This window comes from Acaryochloris sp. CCMEE 5410 (assembly GCF_000238775.2).
Taxonomy (GTDB): Bacteria; Cyanobacteriota; Cyanobacteriia; order Thermosynechococcales; family Thermosynechococcaceae; genus Acaryochloris.
Genome location: NZ_AFEJ02000001.1, coordinates 2,980,911 through 3,002,509 on the forward strand (window position 1 = coordinate 2,980,911; position 21,599 = coordinate 3,002,509).

Consider the following 21,599-nt stretch of genomic DNA (forward strand, 5'->3'; position numbering starts at 1 on the left):
CCGCTACGATCTTCACAACATCATAGATCTCCGGCAGTTCCAATCTTTACGATTTAAGCCCAACCTCGTAGTCGGTACATCGAGAATCCAATCCATTCCTTGAGTGCTTTGGTGGTGTAGTTTAATGCCTCAACATCTGGCAGTAGCCGCAAAACAAATCCCAAAAAACCAGCATTCTCATTCACTTCCGTCACCTGATAATCCGTGGGAGCCGCAATCACGGACAGCCCTTGTTTTTCAAAGATCGCCATCGACCGGGGCATATGAAAAGCAGAGGTCACCAGCAATAATGGGCCATCAATATCATTTTGCTCCAGCACTCGCTTTACATTGGTGGCATTTTCAAACGTATTCAGGGAATCAGGCTCAAGCAATAGGGCAGATTCCGGCACCCCCATAATCTTCAACAACTCCGCCATATCCAACGCTTCTGCCTGGCCGCCTCCTTTCCAATAAATCCGCCCCCCAGCCAAGACCACTTTCGGGGCTTTGCCCTCTCGATACAGCTTGGCCGCGTACAACACCCGATCGCCCGCTTCAGACACTTCCACCCAGGGTCGGGGAGGATGGGCCGAACGCGTACATCCCCCCAGCACCACAATTGCTTCTGCAGTGGCATCCTGTTTTAACGGCGGATACTGATGTTCTAAGGAATATAGCAAGCCATCTCCTACCCAACCATTCGCGGAAAAGAAGAGGACACCTAAGGCCAGTCCAACCGAAGTAGCAGCGACTTTGGGGCGTTTCCAAAAGGTTGCGATCGCAACCAATAACAGCACCGTACTCAACCCCACTGGATAGATCAGTTGAGGGATCAACTTAGATAGAAATAGAAACATACACCTCTAACTCAAACCATCATCAGCGTCTCATACCCTTCCAACTCGACGGATCTCTGAACGTAAACCCAGCATCCTTCAAGTCTTTCCCAGTATTACGCTTTTGAATTAGAAATTGAGAAAGATACCCTCTCAGTTATGCAGACATCGGCGTTATTGAGATATCCCTGACAGACTAGGAGCTGGATTGACCTTGGTCGATGCTGGAGGAGTACTCATCGTCTTACCTGGGAAAAAGCGACGATAATACACACCTGGATCAAACACTCTGGGCTCTGACTTCTGTACCTGAGTTTTGGGTGGCGCAGTATCTGCCTTCTTGGTGCTCTGGCTAGCTTGGGAAGAACCCGGTGATGGTGCAGGAGGAGCCGTTTCTTTAGGACTCAATGTCTTGGGCTGACTAGTCGGTCTTTTAGTAGAAGTTGGTGCCTTAGGACTAGATGGCTTTTGTACCTTTTTGGTAGGAGACTTGGCCTTTACAGTCGCAGGCGAAATGGTCTTAGGTTGCGTTGGTTGTGAAGCTGAAGGAACCGTTTTTGGCGCAGTCTGTGACCGAGGCTGTTCTTGCTGCCACCGACTTCGTAGGGACGAAAAGATTGAGTCTTGCTGGCCCGACTGAGGTGCAGCGGGCTTGGACTCGACTGGCTGCTTAGGTTCCTTAGGAGATTGCGACACCTTCTGAGTAGATTGAGCGGTTGTGCTGGGAGAAACGGGTTGCTTCTGTTCGGCTTTCAGAGGTGCAGACGGTGTCGCAGGAGAAACCTTATTTTGGCTAAGGGACTTCGGCGCAACTGTTGTTTGTTTGGGAGCAGTTTTTGCCGGGGCGGGGTTAATCTTCTCGGCAGGAGACATCAGCTGCTTCTGCTGCTGCCATTTATCTCGCAAAGATGAAAACACTGAATCTGTTGACTTCGGTTGAGTGGACTGAGCTGTAGCTGGTTTAGACTCAGCAGGTTTAGCTTTTACGGGCGCTTTAGCCGCAGATTTCACCGACTTCTGGCTTGAACCTGGAGCAGTAGGTTTCTTCTGTATAGCTGGTGTTGAAGACGGACTCGGAGGCTTAGATGTAGTACTGGTCGTACTAGATGGCTTGGGAGAAGCAGGCTTCACGGGTGCTGGCTGAGCCTTCTCTGCAGGAGACATCAGTTGCTTCTGCTGCTGCCATTTACCTCGCAAAGATGAAAATATAGAGTCTGTTTGCTTCGGTTTAGATGGCTGAGGAGCGACTGGCTTGGGTTCCACGACCTTATCTTTTAAGGGGGCCTTGGCTGTCGGTTGGACAACTGATGGTTTAGATGTTGTACTTTGGGGCGCGGGTTTCTTAGGCTCGGACTTCACAGGTGAAGACGACTTCGTAGGAGAGACCTTATTGGGGCTGGAAGGAGTTGGCACAGCCCCGGTTGTCGGTGCTGTTGTAGGCGCTTTCTGAGGAGCAGACTTCACAGAAGACTGAGCTTTGTCACTAGGAGACATCATCTGTTTCTGTTGCTGCCATCGATCTCGAAAAGTAGATAAAGCCGAAGGTTGAGACTTCTCCTGAGACTCTACAGAAGGTTGAGGCTTCTCTTTCTGGGTCAGATTTTCATTCTTTGGACTGGTTGTCGACTTGGCCGTTGATGACTTAGCTGGGGTTGGTGCCTTTTCTGGTGTTGTGCTGGGCTTGACTGACCTAGGAGGAGTTACAGATTTAGAGGAAGAACTCGATGAACTCGGTTTTTGAACCTCTGATGCAGCATTTTGTTGCAGCTGTTTTAACCGGTCCCGGAACCCAGAAAACACAGAATTATTCTGATCTCCAGGCTTTTGAGCTGGAGATTTGGGTTGGAGCTGTAGTTTCTCTGAACTGCTAGCGGGAGGTTTAGAACTCGGTTCAGCTGTCTTGGGCTTTACAGCAGATGATTTTGGCTGCTGGGTAGGTTTGGGCTGGGCAGCAGGCAACTTGGGTGGAGTTGCAGTTTGAGGCTTAGCAGGTGTTTTTTGAGCTGGAGGAGAGGCCGAATTCTTGTCTATACCAGCTTTCCCTTGAGTCGTTGAGCGAGGCTGCACAGGTTTAGGGGATGGAGTAGGCCGCTGACTAGACGGCGAATTGAATTTAGGAGTCGGCTTGGGCTCTACTGATGACTTGGGAGCGGCAGGTTTAGGTGTTGACCCAGATTCTTCTTGTTTAGGCTTGATGGGGCTGGGGGCTGGCTTCGACTCTATCCTTTGGGGAGGCGCCTTTTTTTCAGCAGTTGATGTTGAGGGTTTAGCAGGTTCCTGAGCAGGTCGAACCTGTTGCCAAAACTTACTAAAGGTCGTTTGCAGAGGCGACTCTTCATCCTTCTGAGGAGCTTTAGGTTGCTCAGGTTGGTTCGAAGGTGCGACTTCTTTATTTTTGTTAGGTTCCGACACTGGCGTTTTTGCTGCTGGTGCTGGAGACACTTTAGACGCTTCTGGTTTGGGAACTACAGTTTTAGCAGTTGATGTTTTAGCAGTTGATTTAGAAGCATCATCTACCTTCGACGGTACAGGTTTCTCTAGGGATTTCGGCGCTGTTTTCTCGCTACTAGAAGGCTTGTCAGCAGGCTTCGGTTGAGACTGCTTTGGAGTAGAGGGTGGTGCAGCTTTCTGAGTCGGCTCTGGTGGTAAAGGCGGCTTCTCAATTTTGGTAGCAGAGGCCGGTGGCTTCGTCGAAGCAGGTAAAGATGATTTATCAGGAATTGTTTCTTTCGTTTTAGCCGGAGCAGCTTGTTTCCCAGGTGCATTGGTAGAGGGTGTTGAGGCCCTTCCCTTGTCTGGAGTTTGCTCGGCAGGCTTCTGATCCTTCTGAGCTGGAGCCGTTGATTTCGCTGGTTTATCGGGCTGCTTCCGAATCTCTGGTGACTTTGTCTCCGTTGGCTTAGGTGGTGGAGCAACTGATTTCGTCGGAGCAGGCTTCGGTGCAGGTGCGGTCGGTGCTTTCGGCTTTGGCGTTGCAACAGGCTGCTTCAACACTGGTGCTGGAACAGGTTCAGCTTTGGGTGTCTCTGCTGGCTCAGGGGCTTCAGGAGCAGGGGTGACAACTGGAGCCGGGCTGGGTTGTGCTGGTTTAACAGGAGGTTGAGGCCGCTTGTAGTTTTTATCAACTATCCCACCTGCATCTAGAGCCGATAAATCACCTCTAATAATCTGAGAGAGCGTATCGTTACCATTTTCTTTGAGCTCAACAATTCGAATGGTGTCATTAAAGGCATTGTCTATTTTGCGACCTTGCCGATCTGTTAACTGCATCTGTACCCAGTTCTTACCCGCTTTTAGACCTTGAACATAAAGCGGTTGCCATTCGTCAATTCGAAATTGAGAACCATTGACAGAGACTTGAGCTTGCCAATTTTCTGCATTAGGCCCTGCTTCAGATACATTGCTCAAGAAAAAATCAATCAGTACCGTATCTGTTCCAAAGACGCCTTGCGGTTGTCCATAAGTAAGTAACGGCTTATCGGCAGATGGATTATTCTCTTCAGTCTTGGTAAACACATGAAACGTTGTTTGGGCAAAAGCACCAGAATTCTTGAAGCTTTCCGACCAAGGACGAGTAGCCACGGCCCGAATCGTATGAGTTCCTGGTGCCAAGTCCTTAAAAACGATAGGTTGGGACAGATCATAAACCTCTTGAGCAGGCTGATTATCCAAGAGCACACTGAGGTGAGGTCCCAGACCTAACTTTGCATCTTTAAATATAGGTAAATCTTTGACATCGAAACGCACCGAAACTGAATCATCTTTAAGTAGCTGATCATCAGCAGGGCTCAGAATCTTTACCTGAGGCTGATACCGATCCATCTTTAATCGCAACTTTTGAATCGTTTCAGGAGGTGAAACTTCAACAATATCGGTGACTTGTGAGAATTGGCGGGACGGTGCTGACAAAGCAGGGGGCGTAATGGATAAGCTGATCCCCGCAACTAAGCATATAAGCGTGAAACTACCCAGCCACCCGACTATTGTCTGCCGACATCGCATACTAAATACCTAAAAATACTTATTTATAGTGATTGTGAAAATCTTTCTCTAGGGGAACTATACCGGAAAAGCCTCGCACTATTTGATGAAATATGAAGCTTGCCCCCTGTCAACGATTCATGAGAATCCATAAACAAAATCATAAGAATTTCTTATGGTTCATTCTTGGTAAATTCCAAGGATAGATATCTTTTGGGTCCATGTATCGACTTCTTTCAATGGCGTGCATTGGCCAGCGAAAAAGCTCAGAAAACACCTAAAACATTAGAATTCAGAGTTCTGAGAAGGCTGCAGTACGACCCACCAATCAAAGATTTTCCAGCAAATAAGGGTGAATAAGTAAATATTTATTACGCATTTTGAATATTTATAACCATATAAGTCTTTTTACTCATCTTTGATCATGCGATCCCTGCCAATTCTAGGCACCTTAATTATTGTTAATTACCGGAAAAAGTACGGTCAGGCTTCTATAATTCACTATTGAGAACTCCATTCCAGATGGCTTTCTACTGCTGCTTCAGCACTCTGTCATTTAAAGAGATTTGTCTGTTGCTAGCGAAATGTAAACCTAAGGTGGCGGTTTTATTAAAAAGCTTTGAAGTCTTTATGCTTTAAGCGATTTTGCTGATTTATATGTATTTTTTGCATAGCATCAGCACCATTCTCTTAGGAATGACACTGCTATCTGGTGAGGATGCTCATTCCTTGCTTGTCCAAAGAGAGGAGAGTCTCAATGACAACTAGCCCAGGTGGGCCAGAGACGAAAGGCAGAACAGCTGAAGTTGACATCAATCCCGTCAAAGCTTCCTTGGAAGTTGCGGGTAAACCAGGTCACTTTAACAAGAGTCTGTCGAAGGGACCCCAAACCACCACTTGGATTTGGAACCTTCATGCTCTAGCTCATGATTTTGATACACAAACTAACGACCTGGAAGAAATTTCCCGCAAAATCTTTAGTGCCCATTTCGGACACTTAGCAATTGTTTTTGTGTGGATCAGCGGGATGATCTTCCATGCTGCTCGTTTTTCTAACTACTACGCTTGGTTGGCCGATCCACTCGGCAATAAGCCCAGTGCTCACGTAGTTTGGCCCATTGTTGGCCAAGATATTTTAAATGCAGATGTAGGTAACGGATTCCACGGAATCCAGATTACCTCTGGCCTTTTTCATATATTGCGTGGAGCTGGAATGACAGCTCCTATTGAACTTTACTCCACTTCTATTGGTGCCTTAGTAGCAGCTGCAGTAACCATGTATGCCGGTTACTTCCACTACCACAAGAAGGCTCCAAAGTTGGAGTGGTTCCAAAACGCTGAAGCAACGATTGGTGGTCATCTCATCAACTTGCTTGGCTTGGGTAACTTAGCGTGGACCGGTCACTTGATCCACGTTTCTTTGCCTATTAACAAAATGCTGGATTCTGGCATGGCTCCAGAAGATATTCCAATTCCACATGAATATCTTTTGGATAAAGCCTTTATGGCCGATTTATATCCGAGTTTTGCTCAAGGGCTAGCGCCTTATTTCACACTGAATTGGGGTGTTTACTCTGATTTCCTAACCTTCAAAGGTGGACTAGATCCACAGACTGGTGGGTTATGGATGACAGATATTGCGCACCACCACTTGGCTCTAGCTGTGATGTACATCATTGCTGGTCACATGTACCGGACAAACTGGGGCATTGGCCATCACATGAGAGAAATCATGGATGCCCATAAAGGACCGTTCACTGGTGAAGGTCATAAGGGTCTCTATGATGTCTTAACCACTTCTTGGCATGCTCAGCTCGCCATTAACCTTGCTTGTTGGGGTTCTTTCAGCATTGTTTGTGCCCATCACATGTATGCAATGCCACCCTATCCATATCTGGCAACAGATTATGCAACTCAGCTGAATCTGTTCGTTCACCATATGTGGTTAGGTGGTTTCTACATTGTGGGTGGTGCAGCTCACGCTGCTATCTTCATGGTTCGAGACTATGATCCCGCCATGAACCAGAACAATGTTCTCGATCGGATGCTTCGTCATAGAGACACCATCATTGCTCATCTGAACTGGGTTTGTTTGTTCCTAGGATTCCATTCCTTCGACCTATATATCCACAATGATGAAATGCGGTCTTTGGGACGTCCTCAGGACATGTTCTCTGATACTGCGATTCAGCTTCAGCCTATCTTTGCCCAGTGGGTTCAGAACCTGCAAGCAAACGTAGCTGGAACGATTCGGGCTCCCCTTGCTGAAGGTGCAACTAGCTTAGCTTGGGGTGGTGATCCATTGTTTGTCGGTGGCAAAGTTGCCATGCAACATGTTTCCTTGGGAACAGCCGACTTCATGATCCACCATATTCACGCATTCCAGATTCACGTTACTGTCCTCATCCTGCTTAAAGGTGTTCTTTATGCCCGTAGCTCTCGTCTAATTCCAGACAAAGCTAACTTGGGCTTCAGATTCCCTTGCGATGGACCTGGTCGGGGTGGTACTTGCCAATCTTCAGGTTGGGACCATGTGTTCTTAGGTCTGTTCTGGATGTACAACTGTATTTCGATTGTTAACTTCCACTTTTTCTGGAAAATGCAATCGGATGTCTGGGGTTCCGCCAACGCAAGCGGTGGAATAAATTATCTGACAGCAGGTAATTGGGCACAGTCTTCAATCACCATTAACGGTTGGTTGCGAGATTTCTTATGGGCCCAATCCGTGCAGGTGATTAACTCCTATGGTTCTGCCCTATCTGCCTACGGAATTCTATTCCTAGGTGCCCACTTTATCTGGGCTTTCAGCCTGATGTTCTTGTTCAGTGGTCGTGGCTATTGGCAAGAGCTGATTGAGTCTATTGTTTGGGCTCACAGCAAACTAAAGATTGCTCCAGCTATCCAACCTCGCGCCATGAGTATTACTCAAGGTCGTGCAGTTGGGCTTGGCCATTACCTCTTAGGTGGAATTGTGACCTCTTGGTCATTCTATCTAGCTCGAATTCTCGCATTAGGATAGGCAAGGAGGACTCTGAAAACTTATGGCTACTAAATTTCCAAGTTTTAGCCAAGACCTTGCCCAAGATCCAACCACTCGTCGGATCTGGTACGGAATCGCCACAGTTCATGACTTTGAGACTCATGACGGAATGACGGAGGAAAATCTTTATCAAAAGATTTTCGCAACTCACTTCGGCCATCTCTCAATTATTTTCCTCTGGACTGCAGGCCTGCTTTTCCACGTCGCCTGGCAAGGCAACTTTGAACAGTGGATCCAAGATCCACTCACCGTTCGTCCCATCGCCCACGCGATTTGGGACCCTCATCTGGGTGATGCTGCAACTCAGGCATTCACTCAAGCTGGTGCTTCTGGCCCAGTTGATCTTTGTTACTCCGGCGTATATCAGTGGTGGTACACCATCGGTATGCGTACCAATGGAGATCTCTATAGTGGCTCCATCTTCTTGATGGTTGTCGCTGCAGTCATGCTGTTTGCAGGTTGGCTTCACCTACAACCCAAATTTCGACCCAGCCTAGCCTGGTTTAGAGATGCTGAATCCCAAATGAACCACCACTTAGCGGTTCTTTTTGGTGCTAGCTCTTTGGGTTGGACAGGTCACTTGATTCACGTTGCCATCCCCGAAGCTCGGGGTCAGCATGTGGGTTGGGATAACTTCCTGTCAACCATGCCTCACCCTGCTGGTTTAGCACCTTTCTTCACGGGTCGTTGGGCAGTTTATGCTCAAAACCCTGATACTGCTGGCCATATCTTTGGTACTAGCGAAGGGGCAGGAACCGCCATTCTGACCTTCATGGGTGGCTTCCATCCTCAAACTGAAGCCTTGTGGTTAACAGATATTGCTCACCATCATTTGGCAATTGCTGTTCTCTACATCGTCGCAGGCCACATGTACCGCACTCAGTTTGGTATTGGCCACAGCATGAAAGAAATCATGGATGCTCATAGAGATCCATGGTACGGAGCTACATTGCAAGGTCTGTATGACACTTATAACGAGTCTTTACACTTCCAACTCGCCTTCCACTTGGCTGCGTTAGGGGTAATCACTGAGGTTGTTGCTCAGCACATGTACTCGTTACCGTCTTATGCGTTTATCTCGCAGGACTATGTGACTCAGGCTGCGCTCTATACCCATCACCAGTACATCGGTGGCTTCCTAGCTCTGGGTGCTTATGCTCACGGCGGCATCTTCTTCGTTCGGGATTATGATCCTGAGCGCAACAAAGGAAATGCGCTTTCCAGATTGCTTGAGCACAAAGAAGCCATTATCTCCCACTTGTCTTGGGTGTCAATGTTCTTGGGCTTCCATACCCTAGACTTGTATGTCCATAACGATGTTGTGGTTGCTTTTGGCACACCTGAAAAGCAAATTCTACCTGAGCCAATTTTCGCTGAGTGGGTACAAGCAGCTCACGGCAAATTACTCTTAGGTCTCGACAGTTTATTGTCTAATCCTCAAAGTATTGCTTCTACTGCCTGGCCTAATTACGGTGATGTTTGGCTACCTGGTTGGCTGGATGCAGTCAATGGTGCAAATACTCCATTCTTGAATATTGGCCCCGGAGACTTCTTAGTCCACCATGGTATTGCTTTCAGTATCCACGTCACGGTCTTGATTTGTGTTAAAGGCTGCTTAGATGCTCGTGGTTCTAAGCTTATGCCCGACAAGAAAGACTTTGGCTACAGCTTCCCTTGTGATGGTCCTGGTAGAGGCGGTACTTGCGATATTTCCGCTTGGGACTCCTTCTACTTGGCTACATTCTGGATGCTCAACACCATTGGTTGGGTCACCTTCTACTTCAACTGGAAACAGTTAAGTGTTTGGTCTGGCAACTTAGCTCAGTTCAATAATGACTCAACGTACCTTATGGGATGGCTGAGAGATTATCTCTGGGGTTATTCAGCTCAATTGATTAATGGTTATACACCTTTCGGTGTAAATAGCCTGTCAGTTTGGGCCTGGATCTTCCTCTTAGGTCACCTCTGCTGGGCGACTGGCTTCTTGTTCTTGATCTCCTGGAGAGGTTATTGGCAAGAGCTGATTGAGACTCTCGTTTGGGCTCACCAGCGTACTCCCCTCGCCAATTTGGTGATGTGGAAAGACAAGCCTGTTGCTCTATCTATCGTTCAAGGTCGCTTAGTTGGCTTAGTTCACTTTGCGGTCGGCTACTTTGTTACCTACGGTGCTTTTGTGATTGGTGCGACAGCTCCACTCGGTTAAAGACCGGCTAGCATATAGCGACGATAAATAGATTAATCCCCCCTCAACATAGTGTTGAGGGGGGATTTCGATTGAAGGGAAAATGCTTATGGATTCATGACAGGCCAGTTGAAGGCTACTGCTTGAATTGTGAATAGCAACTGACGCAAACTACAATTCTTGATAGACCAGCAAGCTATCAGATCTACCAATCCCATAGCATTAAAAATGCTAAGTGGATTGAGTTGAATCTTCTGATACACCAAAACTAGCAAGGGCTAGCCCAGCGATTAGAAAGTCGAGAGCTGCTGAACCCAATAACCCAACAATGGATTGCAAGGCTGAATATTTTTCGGTGTAAATATAGAGGCCGATGTTGGCGACGCCAAATAGGAACCAAGTCAGCCAACTAACCCCTTGGGTTGATCGATCTTTGAAGATGGTGGCCAGCTGAATAATCGTAGCAGCGGGAATAATAACGGCGGGTAGCCATCCGGCTAATTTAATTAAGGTGGGTGACATAACGGTTATCCCTGGCTTTGCGGATCGGTTAATGGGGCATAGCCAAACGTAACATTAAACTTCTTACACCAAATCGCAACCGACCGATACTTGGCAAGATCTGCATCTGCAGGGATCTCATACTGTTGCACCCCCTGAATCTCTTTAAGTTTACTAACCACCTTATAGTCGTCTGGCTCATAAGTTTCTGGCTTTGCATCCTGGTGTAACAAGACAAATAAATCAGGGCCTTGATCGGTTTGAAAGGCTTGATCTAATTCTAGGAAAGTCTTACCCTCACTGAAGATTAAGGTAGCGCTTCCCTGGGTATTGTAGTTACCTGAGACAAAAGCGCCTTGAGTCAGGATATTGCTGTTTTCGGCTTGGCTCACAGCAGGCTGTGGAGATCCTTGGCCTGTAGGAGTCTCAGAATCTGGGCTACCTGAACATGACATCAGCAGTAAACCGACCCAGAATACCTGACCCAAGTATTTCAAGTTCATCACCGACTTCCCTTCAAAATTGTTTTGTGCCCATAATCCCATAAGGGGTAGAGAAAACACAGACCTTAAGCCGTAGCTTCAGTAAGACATATTACTCATCAAAGGATTGAGATCCATTGTTTTTGCTCTCTGCAGCCCGAGGGATGGGGACGTCATTTGACTCATACGGCTTGGACACGACAGATAGTTTCGGTTTACTCCGGGTCGGTTGCCGACGACGGGCTGTATTTTCTTCACTGGTATTTTCGGCAATCACCTCATACAGTAACGCCAATTTATCGGGATCTTTGCCTTTGCGAAGCACTCTTCCTAAGCGCTGTACATATTCTCGGGTGGAGCCGGTTCCTGACAAGACAATGGCAATACTCGCTTCTGGCACATCAACGCCTTCATTCAGAACTCGCGAGGCCACTAAGGTGGGATACTCACCAGAGCGAAACCGCTGCAAAATATCATGGCGCTCTTTGACGGGTGTTTTATGGGTAATAGCTGGGATTAGAAAATCTTGGGAAATGCGATAGACGGTGGCGTTGTCGTCGGTAAAAATTAGGGTCTGTTCAGGGTGGTGTTGAGCTAAGAGATCGGCAAGGATGCGAAGTTTGCCTTCCGTACCGAATGCGATCGCACGGGCCTGACGATGGGCTAACATGGCTCTTCGTCCTGCTTTGGAGCGAGCACTTTCACGCACAAACTGCTGCCAACCCTTTAAGCTTCCCAGAAAAATACGGGCAGATTGGAGAAACTGGTTACGGGTTTGAATCAGCTCGTCATATCGCTCTCGCTCTTGGGCTGAGAGCTTGACCTGGATTTGGACTGTTTTATGTTTAGCTAAGGCGACGCCAGACAGCTCTTCAGCCGTTCGGCGATAAACAGTCGGACCAATCAGATTGTCTAACTCTTCATGCTTACCGTCACTTCGCTCTGGCGTTGCGGTTAATCCCAACCGATAGGGAGCAATGGCATATTCAGCAATCACCCGATTAAAGCTGCTGGGTAAATGGTGGCATTCGTCGAACACCAGTAGACCATAGCGATTGCCCAGGTTTTCGGCCTGGATAGCGGCACTGTCGTAAGTGGAAATCAGGATTGGGGTGCGATCTCGAGACCCACCGCCTAGCAACCCAATCTCCGCATCAGGGAAAGCAGCCACCAAATGGGCATACCACTGGTGCATTAAATCCAGCGTTGGGACGGCGATTAACGTACTGCGTTGGGTCGCCTGAATCACCAATTGAGCCAAATAGGTTTTACCGGCGGCAGTCGGCAAAACCACAACCCCTCGACGGTTCTGCTGCCAAGCCTCTAGCGCCTCTTGCTGATGAAGATAGGGCTCCATTTGCAAACTGGGAGTCAGCTCTAAAGCTTCATAGGATTTGGCCTGATCCACCAAACGCGGATCAGTGATTTGCGTTGCTGTTAGGAGGGAGCGGTATGCGATCGCAGGCACCCGAAATCGCTCTACCCGATCATCCCAGGTGGCATAGTCCAGCCAATCTTTTCCCTTGGGCGGAGGGTGCAAAATCAGCGTGCCGCGATCGTAGGTTAAGGTAGGCTTGCGCGCCATTGAAAAAAGCCCAAGTGTGCTGTCGGTTGAGTGCCCTTCTTCCAACTTACCAGGAGAGTATCGGCAACAGCGAGCATCCTTGGTTCGCAGAGGTTACAATCAGTGAGCAGCGGCACTTAGCAATGAATCCTTTGGTGACCTACTTCTGAGAAACGTTATGACAACTAGCTCACAATCTACTTTCACAGCGGATCAGACCTCCACTTGGCTCCGAGGTTTAATGACCATTGCTTGGTCTGACGGCAAATTTGATCCTCAGGAACAGTCCCTGATTGAAGAAGTGGTGGCGAATGAGCTAACCCCTGACCTAGATAACGATTCCTTTAAACCCATCTCCCCAGAAGAGCTGGCCGATGGCTTAGGTGACAATCCCAAAGTAGCCGAAAACTTTTTGCGGACTGCGGTGATGGTGGCGTTGGCTGATGGGGTCTATTCTAGTTCCGAAGATCAAGTCCTAGAGACCTTTGCCAAGGCGCTGCGAGTACAACTAACTGCCGTTGACTCTCTCCGACTCACTCTAGACGGAGAAGCCTTAGATGGTGCACCGAAACCCACTGAAAAACAGCCTCGCGATCCCCTAAAACCCGTTCGCCAGTGGCTGGATGGATTGGATATTCAAGACCCTGAAGTCGCCCGATTCTTGTGCAAAATGATTCCCTCCCAATGTCCGTTTGAGCGGGATATCACCTTATTTGGCAAAAAGGTCGTGCATATTCCTCCCATGTGTAAGCTCAACCCCCTCTATGAGCAGCTTGTCGGCCTTCGATTTAAGGCCCTGTCCTATCTTGCCGATGAATGTAAAGAGGATGTCTCCTCCTACATCTAACGGTTGGTAAAACTTGTAAACCTGTTGATCGACTGCATCTGAGAGCGCGTATAGTGAAAAACGCGTACCCCTTAGGAGATCTGAGATGAAGGTCAAAGCAGCGGTGGCCCAAGCAGCCGGACAGCCCCTCAGCATTGAGACCGTGGATTTAGAAGGCCCTCAAGCTGGGGAAGTCCTAGTAGAGATAAAGGCGACGGGGGTTTGCCATACCGATGCTTATACCTTGTCGGGTGCGGATCCAGAAGGATTGTTCCCTGCCATCCTGGGGCATGAAGGCGCAGGTGTGGTCGTTGAGGTGGGGCCTGAGGTTAAATCCCTTAAGCCTGGCGATCATGTGATTCCGCTCTATGTACCCGAGTGCCGAACCTGTGAATATTGCTTGAGTGGCAAAACCAACTTATGTCAGGCGATTCGCTCTACCCAGGGCAAAGGGGTGATGCCCAATGGCTCTAGCCGCTTTTCTTTGGGCAATGATTCGTTATTTCACTATATGGGTACCTCCACTTTTGCCAACTACACCGTGGTACCTGAAATTTCACTCGCCAAAATTCGCAAAGATGCTCCCTTTGATAAGGTCTGTTTGATTGGCTGTGGAGTCACTACAGGCATCGGAGCTGTGATCAATACAGCCAAAGTAGAGCCGGGGGCCAATGTGGTCGTCTTTGGCTTAGGGGGTATTGGTCTCAACGTAATTCAAGCGGCCCGCTTAGTGGGAGCCAATATGATTGTTGGGGTTGATCTCAATCCCGCCAAGCGGCCTCTAGCCGAGAAATTGGGCATGACTCACTTCGTAAACCCCAAAGAGGTAGAAGGAGATTTAGTCCCCTATTTGGTCGATCTAACCAAAGGCGGTGCTGATTATAGCTTTGAGTGTATTGGCAATGTCGAGGTGATGCGCCAAGCCCTAGAATGCTGCCACAAAGGCTGGGGGGAAAGCATCATTATTGGGGTTGCTGGTGCGGGCCAAGAAATTAGTACCCGCCCCTTCCAGTTAGTCACCGGACGAGTTTGGAAAGGTACAGCATTTGGTGGGGCTAAGGGACGCACGGATGTGCCTAAGATTGTCGATTGGTATATGGATGGCAAGATCGATATCGATTCTTTAGTCACCCACACCATGCCCCTAGAAAAAATCAACGATGCCTTTGACTTAATGCATAAAGGCGAATCTATTCGGAGCGTCATCAATTTCTAAGGTGCTGTTGAGCATTGGAATCTTCTGTTTATAAAGCATGACTTGATTAAAGCTGCTGATACATCGCTCTTAGCGGAGGTAATAGGGGATGAGGCTGCACTTAAGGATGTACCCTCAGTGAACAGTAAGGTGGCTGACGGTGCTGTTCACTTAGGATGACGGACATTCCATGCATAATCACATTAAATGTGAATGCAGCCTCAGCGTCGACAGCGGCAATCGATTAACAAAATTCTTTTCGCTCTTCAGTCACGATACCAGCTTCACGACAGTTGGTTTTCTCTATCAATCTTGAGAGGGCGTAAGCACAGAATCGGGGATGTATGGCTCAAAGAAAAACGGGTCAAGGACAATAGATCCTGTACCCGAATCAAAAACTTGTCATGAGCCTAACATCGCAATTGCCAACCGTACTAGAGCATCACGAATTTCTAGAACAGGTCGAAGCACTCAAAGAATCACCCAGCCTGAGTCAGATGGTTTATATCGTTCTGCAAATGGGTTTGTATTTGGCTCGATGGCTTCTGGAGGATGAACTCTCACGGCGAGCAAAACAGTATTTGAATGGCCTAGGTGTAGCACCTGCGGAACCCGCTTGCACTCGAAGGGATGGGAATCTCGTCAGATGCAGACACTGGTGGGAAATATTTACTGAAAGCGACGGGTGGGTCGTTGTCCAAAAGGGTGTCCAGGTAGTCTATCAGCTCCTCTGGACCAATCCATTGGGATTACCTCTTACCAGCACAGCAGTAAAGAACTGGTGCGTCTAGGCTGCTTGTTAAGTCTATTTATGCCCTATGAACTGGCCAGTTGGATGCTGAGTCAGTGGAGTGGTTTATCCGTCAGTTCATCAAGCTTGTGGAATTGGGTGCAAGTCATGGGCAACAAAGCTTATCAGGAGCTAGAGGCTCAACTCAAAGCTCAAGCATCAGGTGAACAGGCTCCTAGTGAAGCGATTTCAGAGGTGTTGTCTGCTCTGCCTTTGGCCATTGCTGCTGACGGTGTGATGGTGCCCTTTCGCCCCACTCCGAAAACCCCCAAGGGAAAAATCCAGTGGCGAGAAGTTAAAGTCGCTATCTTAGCCCGCCTGGGAACACGGCTCACCCGAGCTAAAAGAGTGTCCCCCAACTACTGCGTCGAAGACTGGTAGCAGTATTGGGCGATATCGACCAGTTCATCCCCTTACTGCAACTCGAAGCCCGCAAACAAGACTTTGAATCGGCCCCAAGCGTCATCTGGTTGAGTGATGGGGGGCGAGGCTTCTGGCGAGTCTACCGCACCTTGTTCTCTCACTGTGCTGTGGCAGTTCTCGATTTTTTCATGCAGCAGGCCATCTTGCACGAGCAACAAAAGTGATGTTTGGGGATGTTCGCTCTGCTCAAGCCCAAGCCTGGTTTCGGCGCTGGCGACACCAATTGCGACATGGGCAACACCTATTAGTATTGCGGTCCTTGACGATGTTGATTCACTCACAATTGTTTACGGGCAAATCTTTTACGACGTTGCTCCAGGTACAGGCTTATTTCCAGCGCCATCTGCGACACATCCAATATCGCCACTTTGAACAACTACAGATACCGCTGGGGTCAGGAATGGTCGAAAGTGCTTGTAAGTGGCTGATTCAACAGCGCTTTAAGGGGGTTGGTATGCGCTGGAGTGAGGATGGTTTCAATCATCTACTCATGCTGCGGCTTGCCTGGGTCAATCAACGGTTTGACTCCCTATTCCCAGGGGTAACCATTCCGAAGTCTAAGGCATCCCCGATCCATTAGCTACGCCCATCTTGAGATAGAGATAGGAAACTTTTGACAACTTTTACTTCAGATTAGAAGTCTTATGTATAGCCAACCAAGCCCTTGTTTCTCAGGAATTTCTCAAGTATAGGCTTACGAAATCTGGGGTAAAAATGGTTGAAGTAGAGTGAAAGACTTGGGTTACGAGGGAAGTGGAGAGATAGAAATTTTGATCTTATTAAATTGAAAAAAAGTTCCAAGAGTTCGTATATCCGGAATCATTATCTCTTCAAAAATAACTCTTGAGCATGCTACAGGAAAACAATCAGAACAGTTGTCAGATGAAAGCATATTTCTCTAAATTTATATCAGAAGATAATAAGAATATTTTATTGTCAGATGTTTTATATATTTGCAAATTAAATAATTTGCATAAAATTTACTTCAAGACAAGATAAATATATGTTTTTTGATTAGATAAACTCCTGAAAGCTTGAGTAAATCCTGTCAAAGCCTGACATTCTTTGACAGCAATAGTTTATGTGCAAGTGAAAGAATCGTGCTGAATTAAACAGCCATTGCCTCATATCCAATATGTCAATTATCAGGATGGAAGGGTGAGCCAGCATTCAAAGCTGGTCAACCAAGTATAAAACGAGTCTGTCGAAATAAGCTTATCTCGGCCAAATGGATAGCCTAAAACAAGATAGAAGGTAGGAAGGAGCTTTATTCTTTCATAGGCGGTAACTTCCGTGTAAAAGCCTTTCCTTTACTATCTCAACTCAACCTCAGATTAACTCCATTATTTCATTCCATCTCAATTCATATTTTGAACCTATAGCGATAATTTACAAGCCATGCTCAATGCATCCGCTCAACTTAAAGTCATAAAAGAGGGGAATGATATCAATCTTGTATTTAGACTTACAGAGGCCCCATTCAGTATTGGTAAAGATGCTAAGAATTCACTGGTTCTTTGGGGAGATACTATCCTCCCGTACCATGCCAGAATCATTTGGCACGTCGACCATTATGAAATTTACAAATCATCTTCGAGTGTAAAACTATTAATTAACGGTCATTCTTCACTTTCAAATCCTCAAAAATTACAGATTGGAGATGAAATTCAGATTGGCAATAACAGAATACTATTTGATGATGTACCGTCCACTTCTCTGATTGAACCAGAAGCAATTTTACCCGGTACGGTTGTTAACCAGACGACCTGCGATCGCATTCTCCAAGTCACCACACCCCAAGGAACCAAAAACTTTCCCCTCAGAAAAGAAACCATCACCGTTGGTCGCCATTCGAACTGCGATATTTTTATTGACTGTCCAGTCATCGCTCCACTCCATGCCCATTTAAAGTGGGGCAAGGATGAGACCTATACTATTACGACGCTAGACCAGACGAACAAGCTCTTTTTTGCCGGGCAATCCATACAAGAAAAAGTCTTAAAAAATGGTGATTGCTTTTCGATCAGTAATCAGGTCATCCTTTCCTTTCACCAAGTACTGCCCGAAACGGAAGCTATCGAGAAATTTGAAACTCTAGAACTGCGAGATCTCAAACAGTTGACCTTTGGACGAGATCCAGAGAATACTCACGTGCTTGATCACCCTGTTGTGTCACGGTTTCACACTCAAATTATTTCCCAAGACGGCTCCTGGTTTGTGGAAGACCTGCATTCTTCCAATGGCACATTTGTGGATGGCCAACAAATTCGGAGTCAACAACCGCTACACCCCGGTAGCACGATCCGCATTGGCCCCTATCAATTTGTCTTTAACTTTGATGAAATCCTGGTTCAGCAGAATGAGTCCGGCAACCTTAGACTGGATGCCGTTCATCTAACGAAAGTAGCGGGTAAGCACAAAAATAACGTTCTTTTGAACGATATATCCCTATCCATCCTGCCCCAAGAGTTTGTTGCCATTGTGGGGGTGAGTGGTGCGGGTAAATCGACCCTAATGGACGCCTTAAATGGTCTGCGACCGGCCACCAGTGGCTCAGTGCTCGTCAATGAACAAGACCTCTATAAAAACTTCAATCTTTACCGCACAGAATTGGGCTACGTTCCCCAAGATGACATTATTCACCGGGAATTAACGGTCAATCAAGCCTTAGATTATGCGGCCCGTTTGCGTCTGCCGGCTGATGTGAATCGAGCCGAACGCAAGCAACAAATTCAGTCGGTCATTACAGACTTAGAACTGATCGGGAAAGAAAAGTTACGGGTGCGGTCCTTAAGCGGTGGCCAGCGCAAAAGAGTGTCAATGGGCGTGGAGTTGCTCACAAAGCCCAGCTTATTCTTTCTGGATGAAGCAACATCAGGACTGGATCCGGGTACGGAAACATCCATGATGAAACTGCTCCGACGTCTAGCCGATCAAGGCCGCACCATTCTATTAATTACCCATGCCACCAAAAACGTCATGTTCTGCGACTTAGTGGTTTTTCTGGCGAAAGGGGGGCGTATTGCCTATCTGGGACCACCTGCAGATGCACTATCCTACTTTGGGGTTCAAGACTTTGATGAAATCTATGCCAAGGTCGAAAACGAACAAACACCCGAAGCATGGGAACATCACTTCCGCCAGTCAAAGCACTACCAAAAATACATCAGAAAACGACAGGCTGGACTCCCTGCCATGGCCAAAACACCCAAAACATTGAAGGCCAAACCATCAAAACCTAAGTCCAACCATATTTCAGCTTGGCGACAGTTTTCGATTTTGTTACAGCGAAATCTGACGATTCTACGGCAAGATCGGGCCAGTTTAATCTTGATGCTGGCCTTATCTCCCCTTTTAGGGCTGCTTGACTTTGTGATGTGGAAACGCACCATGTTTGACACCACAGAGGGAGAGCCTGGCCAAGTCTTTACGCTCCTGTTTGTCACGGTGTTGACGGCTGTCATGGTGGGTAGCTTAGCCATGATGCGGGAAATCGTCAAAGAACGAGAAATATACCGACGCGAGCGGATGATTGGGTTGCAAATTTTGCCCTATGTTTTCTCAAAAGTGTGGCTCAGTATTTTAATTGCCCTCTATCAAGCGGCCATTTTCCTGCTGACCAAAATGATCGCTGTCAGTATCCCCGTTGATGGGAACAGCTTTGTGCAGATGTTTTTCACGCTGTTCTTGGCCACGTTGGGGGGCATGATCATGGGTTTATTTGTATCAGCACTGGCTCCAAATCAAAGCGTCGCGCCCTTACTGACGATTTTATTTCTACTCCCTCAAATCACCTTCTCTGGGGCAATTATGCCCCTAGAAGCGCTAGGAGCACCGGGTCAGGTTTTAAGTCAAATTACACTAACGCGCTGGTCTTACGAAAGCTTGATTTCTTTATCAGGTGTTGGTCAAGATATCGCTGATGATCCCTGTTGGCAACTGTCTGAAGCGGAACGCCAAGACTTAAGTGACTCGAACAAAGAGCAGTGTAAATGTCTTGGTCCAGCCATGTTTGAAAGTTGTACCTTTCCAGCATTACGGCGAGAATATGATCCGGCGGTTGACCAACCGCAACCCGCCAAGCCCGTTGATCCAGGCTCTCCCCCCAAGTTGACGGCAGAAAACCAACTGACCTATGACGATTTAATTCAGGATTACAACAAGAAAGTTGATACGTACCGCCAGGACTTAGATGATTGGCAAGATCAGTTTAGCGACTGGCGGAAGAAACGCGGCACCGCTATTTCTTCTGCAGAGCTACTAGTGGGCCGCTTCCATGAAGAAGTGGGATCCGCCTTTGCCATTGATGTTGGCAAACATTGGCTCAAGCTAGGCGGAATTATGGTGGGGATGCTGAGCTTTATCCTCGTGATCCTGAAACAGCAAGATGTCATCTAATCGCTGAAGGAATAGTCATCCTAGCTGCCATTTGGGTGGTGGTATCAAGCGATCACTATTCACCCGTAATGGATAACTCATCCACCCAGATTCTGGGACAGATGCCACCGGGGGTAAGCTCTGCCTCAGATTCAACATAGATAATTGATTTGAGCAGATCTCGAAAATCACCGGCAACGGTGGCAGATTCGATACTGATTTTCTCCCCTTTATTGACGAGCCAACCATCAAAAGGCAAAGAGAAAGACCCCTGCAGCGCTTTCACCCCAGCATGAAGGGCTTGAACATCATCAATAAAGATGACATTTTCGGCGGTCTCTAAGCTGTAGGTTTGCTCAGGCGTGCTAGCAGCAAATACATGATAGAAATGAGGGCCTACGGTAACCTTGGCCCCGAGATTGGCATGACCCGTGGGTTGAGCATCAAGACGCTTAGCCGTTCCTGAACTATGAAGGAAATGAGTGAGGACTCCTTTATCAATAATTGGAATGCGTCGTGTAGGGGTTCCTTCATCATCGAAAGTGGTTTTGCCCACATTGTCAGCATGAAGGGCATCATCGGCAACGGAAAGTAGGGGGGATGCAATTTCCGTTCCTAGAGACTCAACCGTAGATAGGCTGCGATTATCAAGTACGCTTCGGGCATTGAATAGGTTAGAGAAGGCACCTAACAAACTCAGAAACGCTTCGGCAGATAGGACCACGCGATATTTGCCAGAGGTAACCGGCTGGTAGTTAAGGTGGCTGATAGTTTTCTCTGCCGTCTCTTGCAAGCACCCCTCAATGTCGAGCTGATCTAGACCTTGGCTAACTCGATATGCGCCAGCACTACGGGGACGTTTACCTTCCTGCTCTGTCACGCTGTAGAGATACACCGAACTCGATGACCGAGCTTCTTGGCGCATGGCCCCTTCGCTGTTGAGGTAGAACCGCTGGGCATCCCGTTGGGCGAGGCCATTATAAGGAACGCCTGAAATGGCATCATGGGCGTCCATTAACTTCGCTTCGGTCTGCACCAAGTTATCAATCAGGGTGGCAATCTCCGCCTGGGGCACCAGTTCAGATTGAGTGGTTTCTAATGTAGCAGTGGCTTCTGGACTAAAGTCCGGCACATGCTCTTTGGCCCCAAAAGCACTGGCTTCCTGAGCCGTTTTAAGGGCGAGTTCTAAGCCCAACTCATCGACTTCGCTGGTGGTGGTGACGCCGACGGTATTGGCTTCATTCCAGACACGGACCATCACGCTAGAGCGCTTGGAGGCTTTCACCTGTTTGGGTTCACCTTGATCGACTTGGACGCTGGCTTCATCGACGGTAGACCCACAGACATCAAACTTTTGAATGCCTAAGGCTTGGGCTTTTTCTTTTGCGATCGCAGCGATGGTAGCAACATCAGACACGCT

General features: G+C 47.7%; 11 protein-coding genes and 1 pseudogene. 6 read left to right on the top strand and 6 right to left on the bottom strand.

Features of this window, described 5'->3' with window-relative positions:
- Positions 1 to 53: 53 nt before the first annotated feature.
- Positions 54 to 839 carry a YdcF family protein gene (locus ON05_RS13665; protein ID WP_010468893.1) on the bottom strand — a complete coding sequence of 262 codons (786 nt, stop codon included), beginning with the start codon at positions 837 to 839 and terminating at the stop codon, positions 54 to 56.
- Positions 840 to 992: 153 nt separating this feature from the next.
- Entirely contained in the window at positions 993 to 4,820 is a 3,828-nt protein-coding gene (locus ON05_RS13670; RefSeq protein ID WP_010468891.1) for a hypothetical protein, read from the bottom strand.
- Between the two features lie 736 nt (positions 4,821 to 5,556).
- On the opposite strand from ON05_RS13670, the gene psaA reads away from it, so the two are divergent.
- The gene (psaA, locus tag ON05_RS13675; RefSeq protein WP_010468887.1) at positions 5,557 to 7,818 is read left to right on the top strand and encodes a photosystem I core protein PsaA; all 2,262 of its coding nucleotides are present in this window, start codon (positions 5,557 to 5,559) and stop codon (positions 7,816 to 7,818) included.
- Between the two features lie 22 nt (positions 7,819 to 7,840).
- A complete protein-coding gene (psaB, locus tag ON05_RS13680; RefSeq protein ID WP_010468885.1) occupies positions 7,841 to 10,042 on the top strand; it encodes a photosystem I core protein PsaB in 2,202 nt (733 codons plus the stop codon).
- Between the two features lie 210 nt (positions 10,043 to 10,252).
- On the opposite strand, the gene ON05_RS13685 is transcribed toward psaB, so the two are convergent.
- From ON05_RS13685 to ON05_RS13695, 3 genes are all read right to left on the bottom strand, one after another.
- Positions 10,253 to 10,543, bottom strand: coding sequence for a hypothetical protein (locus ON05_RS13685; protein WP_010468883.1), 291 nt, complete (start codon positions 10,541 to 10,543; stop codon positions 10,253 to 10,255).
- A gap of 5 nt (positions 10,544 to 10,548) precedes the next feature.
- Positions 10,549 to 11,025, bottom strand: a complete 477-nt coding sequence (locus ON05_RS13690) for a DM13 domain-containing protein (protein WP_236618823.1) — start codon at positions 11,023 to 11,025, stop codon at positions 10,549 to 10,551.
- A 91-nt stretch (positions 11,026 to 11,116) separates the two neighbouring features.
- Positions 11,117 to 12,589, bottom strand: coding sequence for a DEAD/DEAH box helicase (locus tag ON05_RS13695; RefSeq protein WP_010468877.1), 1,473 nt, complete (start codon positions 12,587 to 12,589; stop codon positions 11,117 to 11,119).
- 157 nt (positions 12,590 to 12,746) lie between these two features.
- Between ON05_RS13695 and ON05_RS13700 the strand changes: the two genes are divergently transcribed.
- From ON05_RS13700 to ON05_RS13715, 4 genes and pseudogenes are all read left to right on the top strand, one after another.
- Positions 12,747 to 13,415, top strand: a complete 669-nt coding sequence (locus ON05_RS13700; protein WP_029314967.1) for a Mo-dependent nitrogenase C-terminal domain-containing protein — start codon at positions 12,747 to 12,749, stop codon at positions 13,413 to 13,415.
- A gap of 85 nt (positions 13,416 to 13,500) precedes the next feature.
- Positions 13,501 to 14,610, top strand: coding sequence for an S-(hydroxymethyl)glutathione dehydrogenase/class III alcohol dehydrogenase (locus ON05_RS13705; RefSeq protein WP_010468874.1), 1,110 nt, complete (start codon positions 13,501 to 13,503; stop codon positions 14,608 to 14,610).
- 383 nt (positions 14,611 to 14,993) lie between these two features.
- Positions 14,994 to 16,382, top strand: a pseudogene (locus ON05_RS13710) (ISKra4 family transposase).
- An 818-nt stretch (positions 16,383 to 17,200) separates the two neighbouring features.
- A complete protein-coding gene (locus ON05_RS13715; protein WP_010481219.1) occupies positions 17,201 to 20,200 on the top strand; it encodes an FHA domain-containing protein in 3,000 nt (999 codons plus the stop codon).
- Positions 20,201 to 20,255: 55 nt separating this feature from the next.
- Here the strand turns inward: ON05_RS13715 and ON05_RS13720 are convergent, their stop codons facing one another.
- Complete coding sequence (locus ON05_RS13720) at positions 20,256 to 21,596, bottom strand: TldD/PmbA family protein (RefSeq protein ID WP_010481217.1); 1,341 nt, start codon at positions 21,594 to 21,596, stop codon at positions 20,256 to 20,258.
- Positions 21,597 to 21,599 lie beyond the last annotated feature (3 nt).

What these genes read in the sequence shown, in the direction of transcription:
- ON05_RS13685 (WP_010468883.1), bottom strand. Translation starts at nt 10,543, where the DNA reads ATGTCACCCACCTTAATTAAATTAGCCGGATGGCTACCCGCCGTTATT.
- psaB (WP_010468885.1), top strand. Translation starts at nt 7,841, where the DNA reads ATGGCTACTAAATTTCCAAGTTTTAGCCAAGACCTTGCCCAAGATCCA.
- ON05_RS13700 (WP_029314967.1), top strand. Translation starts at nt 12,747, where the DNA reads ATGACAACTAGCTCACAATCTACTTTCACAGCGGATCAGACCTCCACT.
- psaA (WP_010468887.1), top strand. Translation starts at nt 5,557, where the DNA reads ATGACAACTAGCCCAGGTGGGCCAGAGACGAAAGGCAGAACAGCTGAA.
- ON05_RS13695 (WP_010468877.1), bottom strand. Translation starts at nt 12,589, where the DNA reads ATGGCGCGCAAGCCTACCTTAACCTACGATCGCGGCACGCTGATTTTG.
- ON05_RS13690 (WP_236618823.1), bottom strand. Translation starts at nt 11,025, where the DNA reads ATGAACTTGAAATACTTGGGTCAGGTATTCTGGGTCGGTTTACTGCTG.
- ON05_RS13705 (WP_010468874.1), top strand. Translation starts at nt 13,501, where the DNA reads ATGAAGGTCAAAGCAGCGGTGGCCCAAGCAGCCGGACAGCCCCTCAGC.
- ON05_RS13715 (WP_010481219.1), top strand. Translation starts at nt 17,201, where the DNA reads ATGCTCAATGCATCCGCTCAACTTAAAGTCATAAAAGAGGGGAATGAT.
- ON05_RS13670 (WP_010468891.1), bottom strand. Translation starts at nt 4,820, where the DNA reads ATGCGATGTCGGCAGACAATAGTCGGGTGGCTGGGTAGTTTCACGCTT.
- ON05_RS13665 (WP_010468893.1), bottom strand. Translation starts at nt 839, where the DNA reads ATGTTTCTATTTCTATCTAAGTTGATCCCTCAACTGATCTATCCAGTG.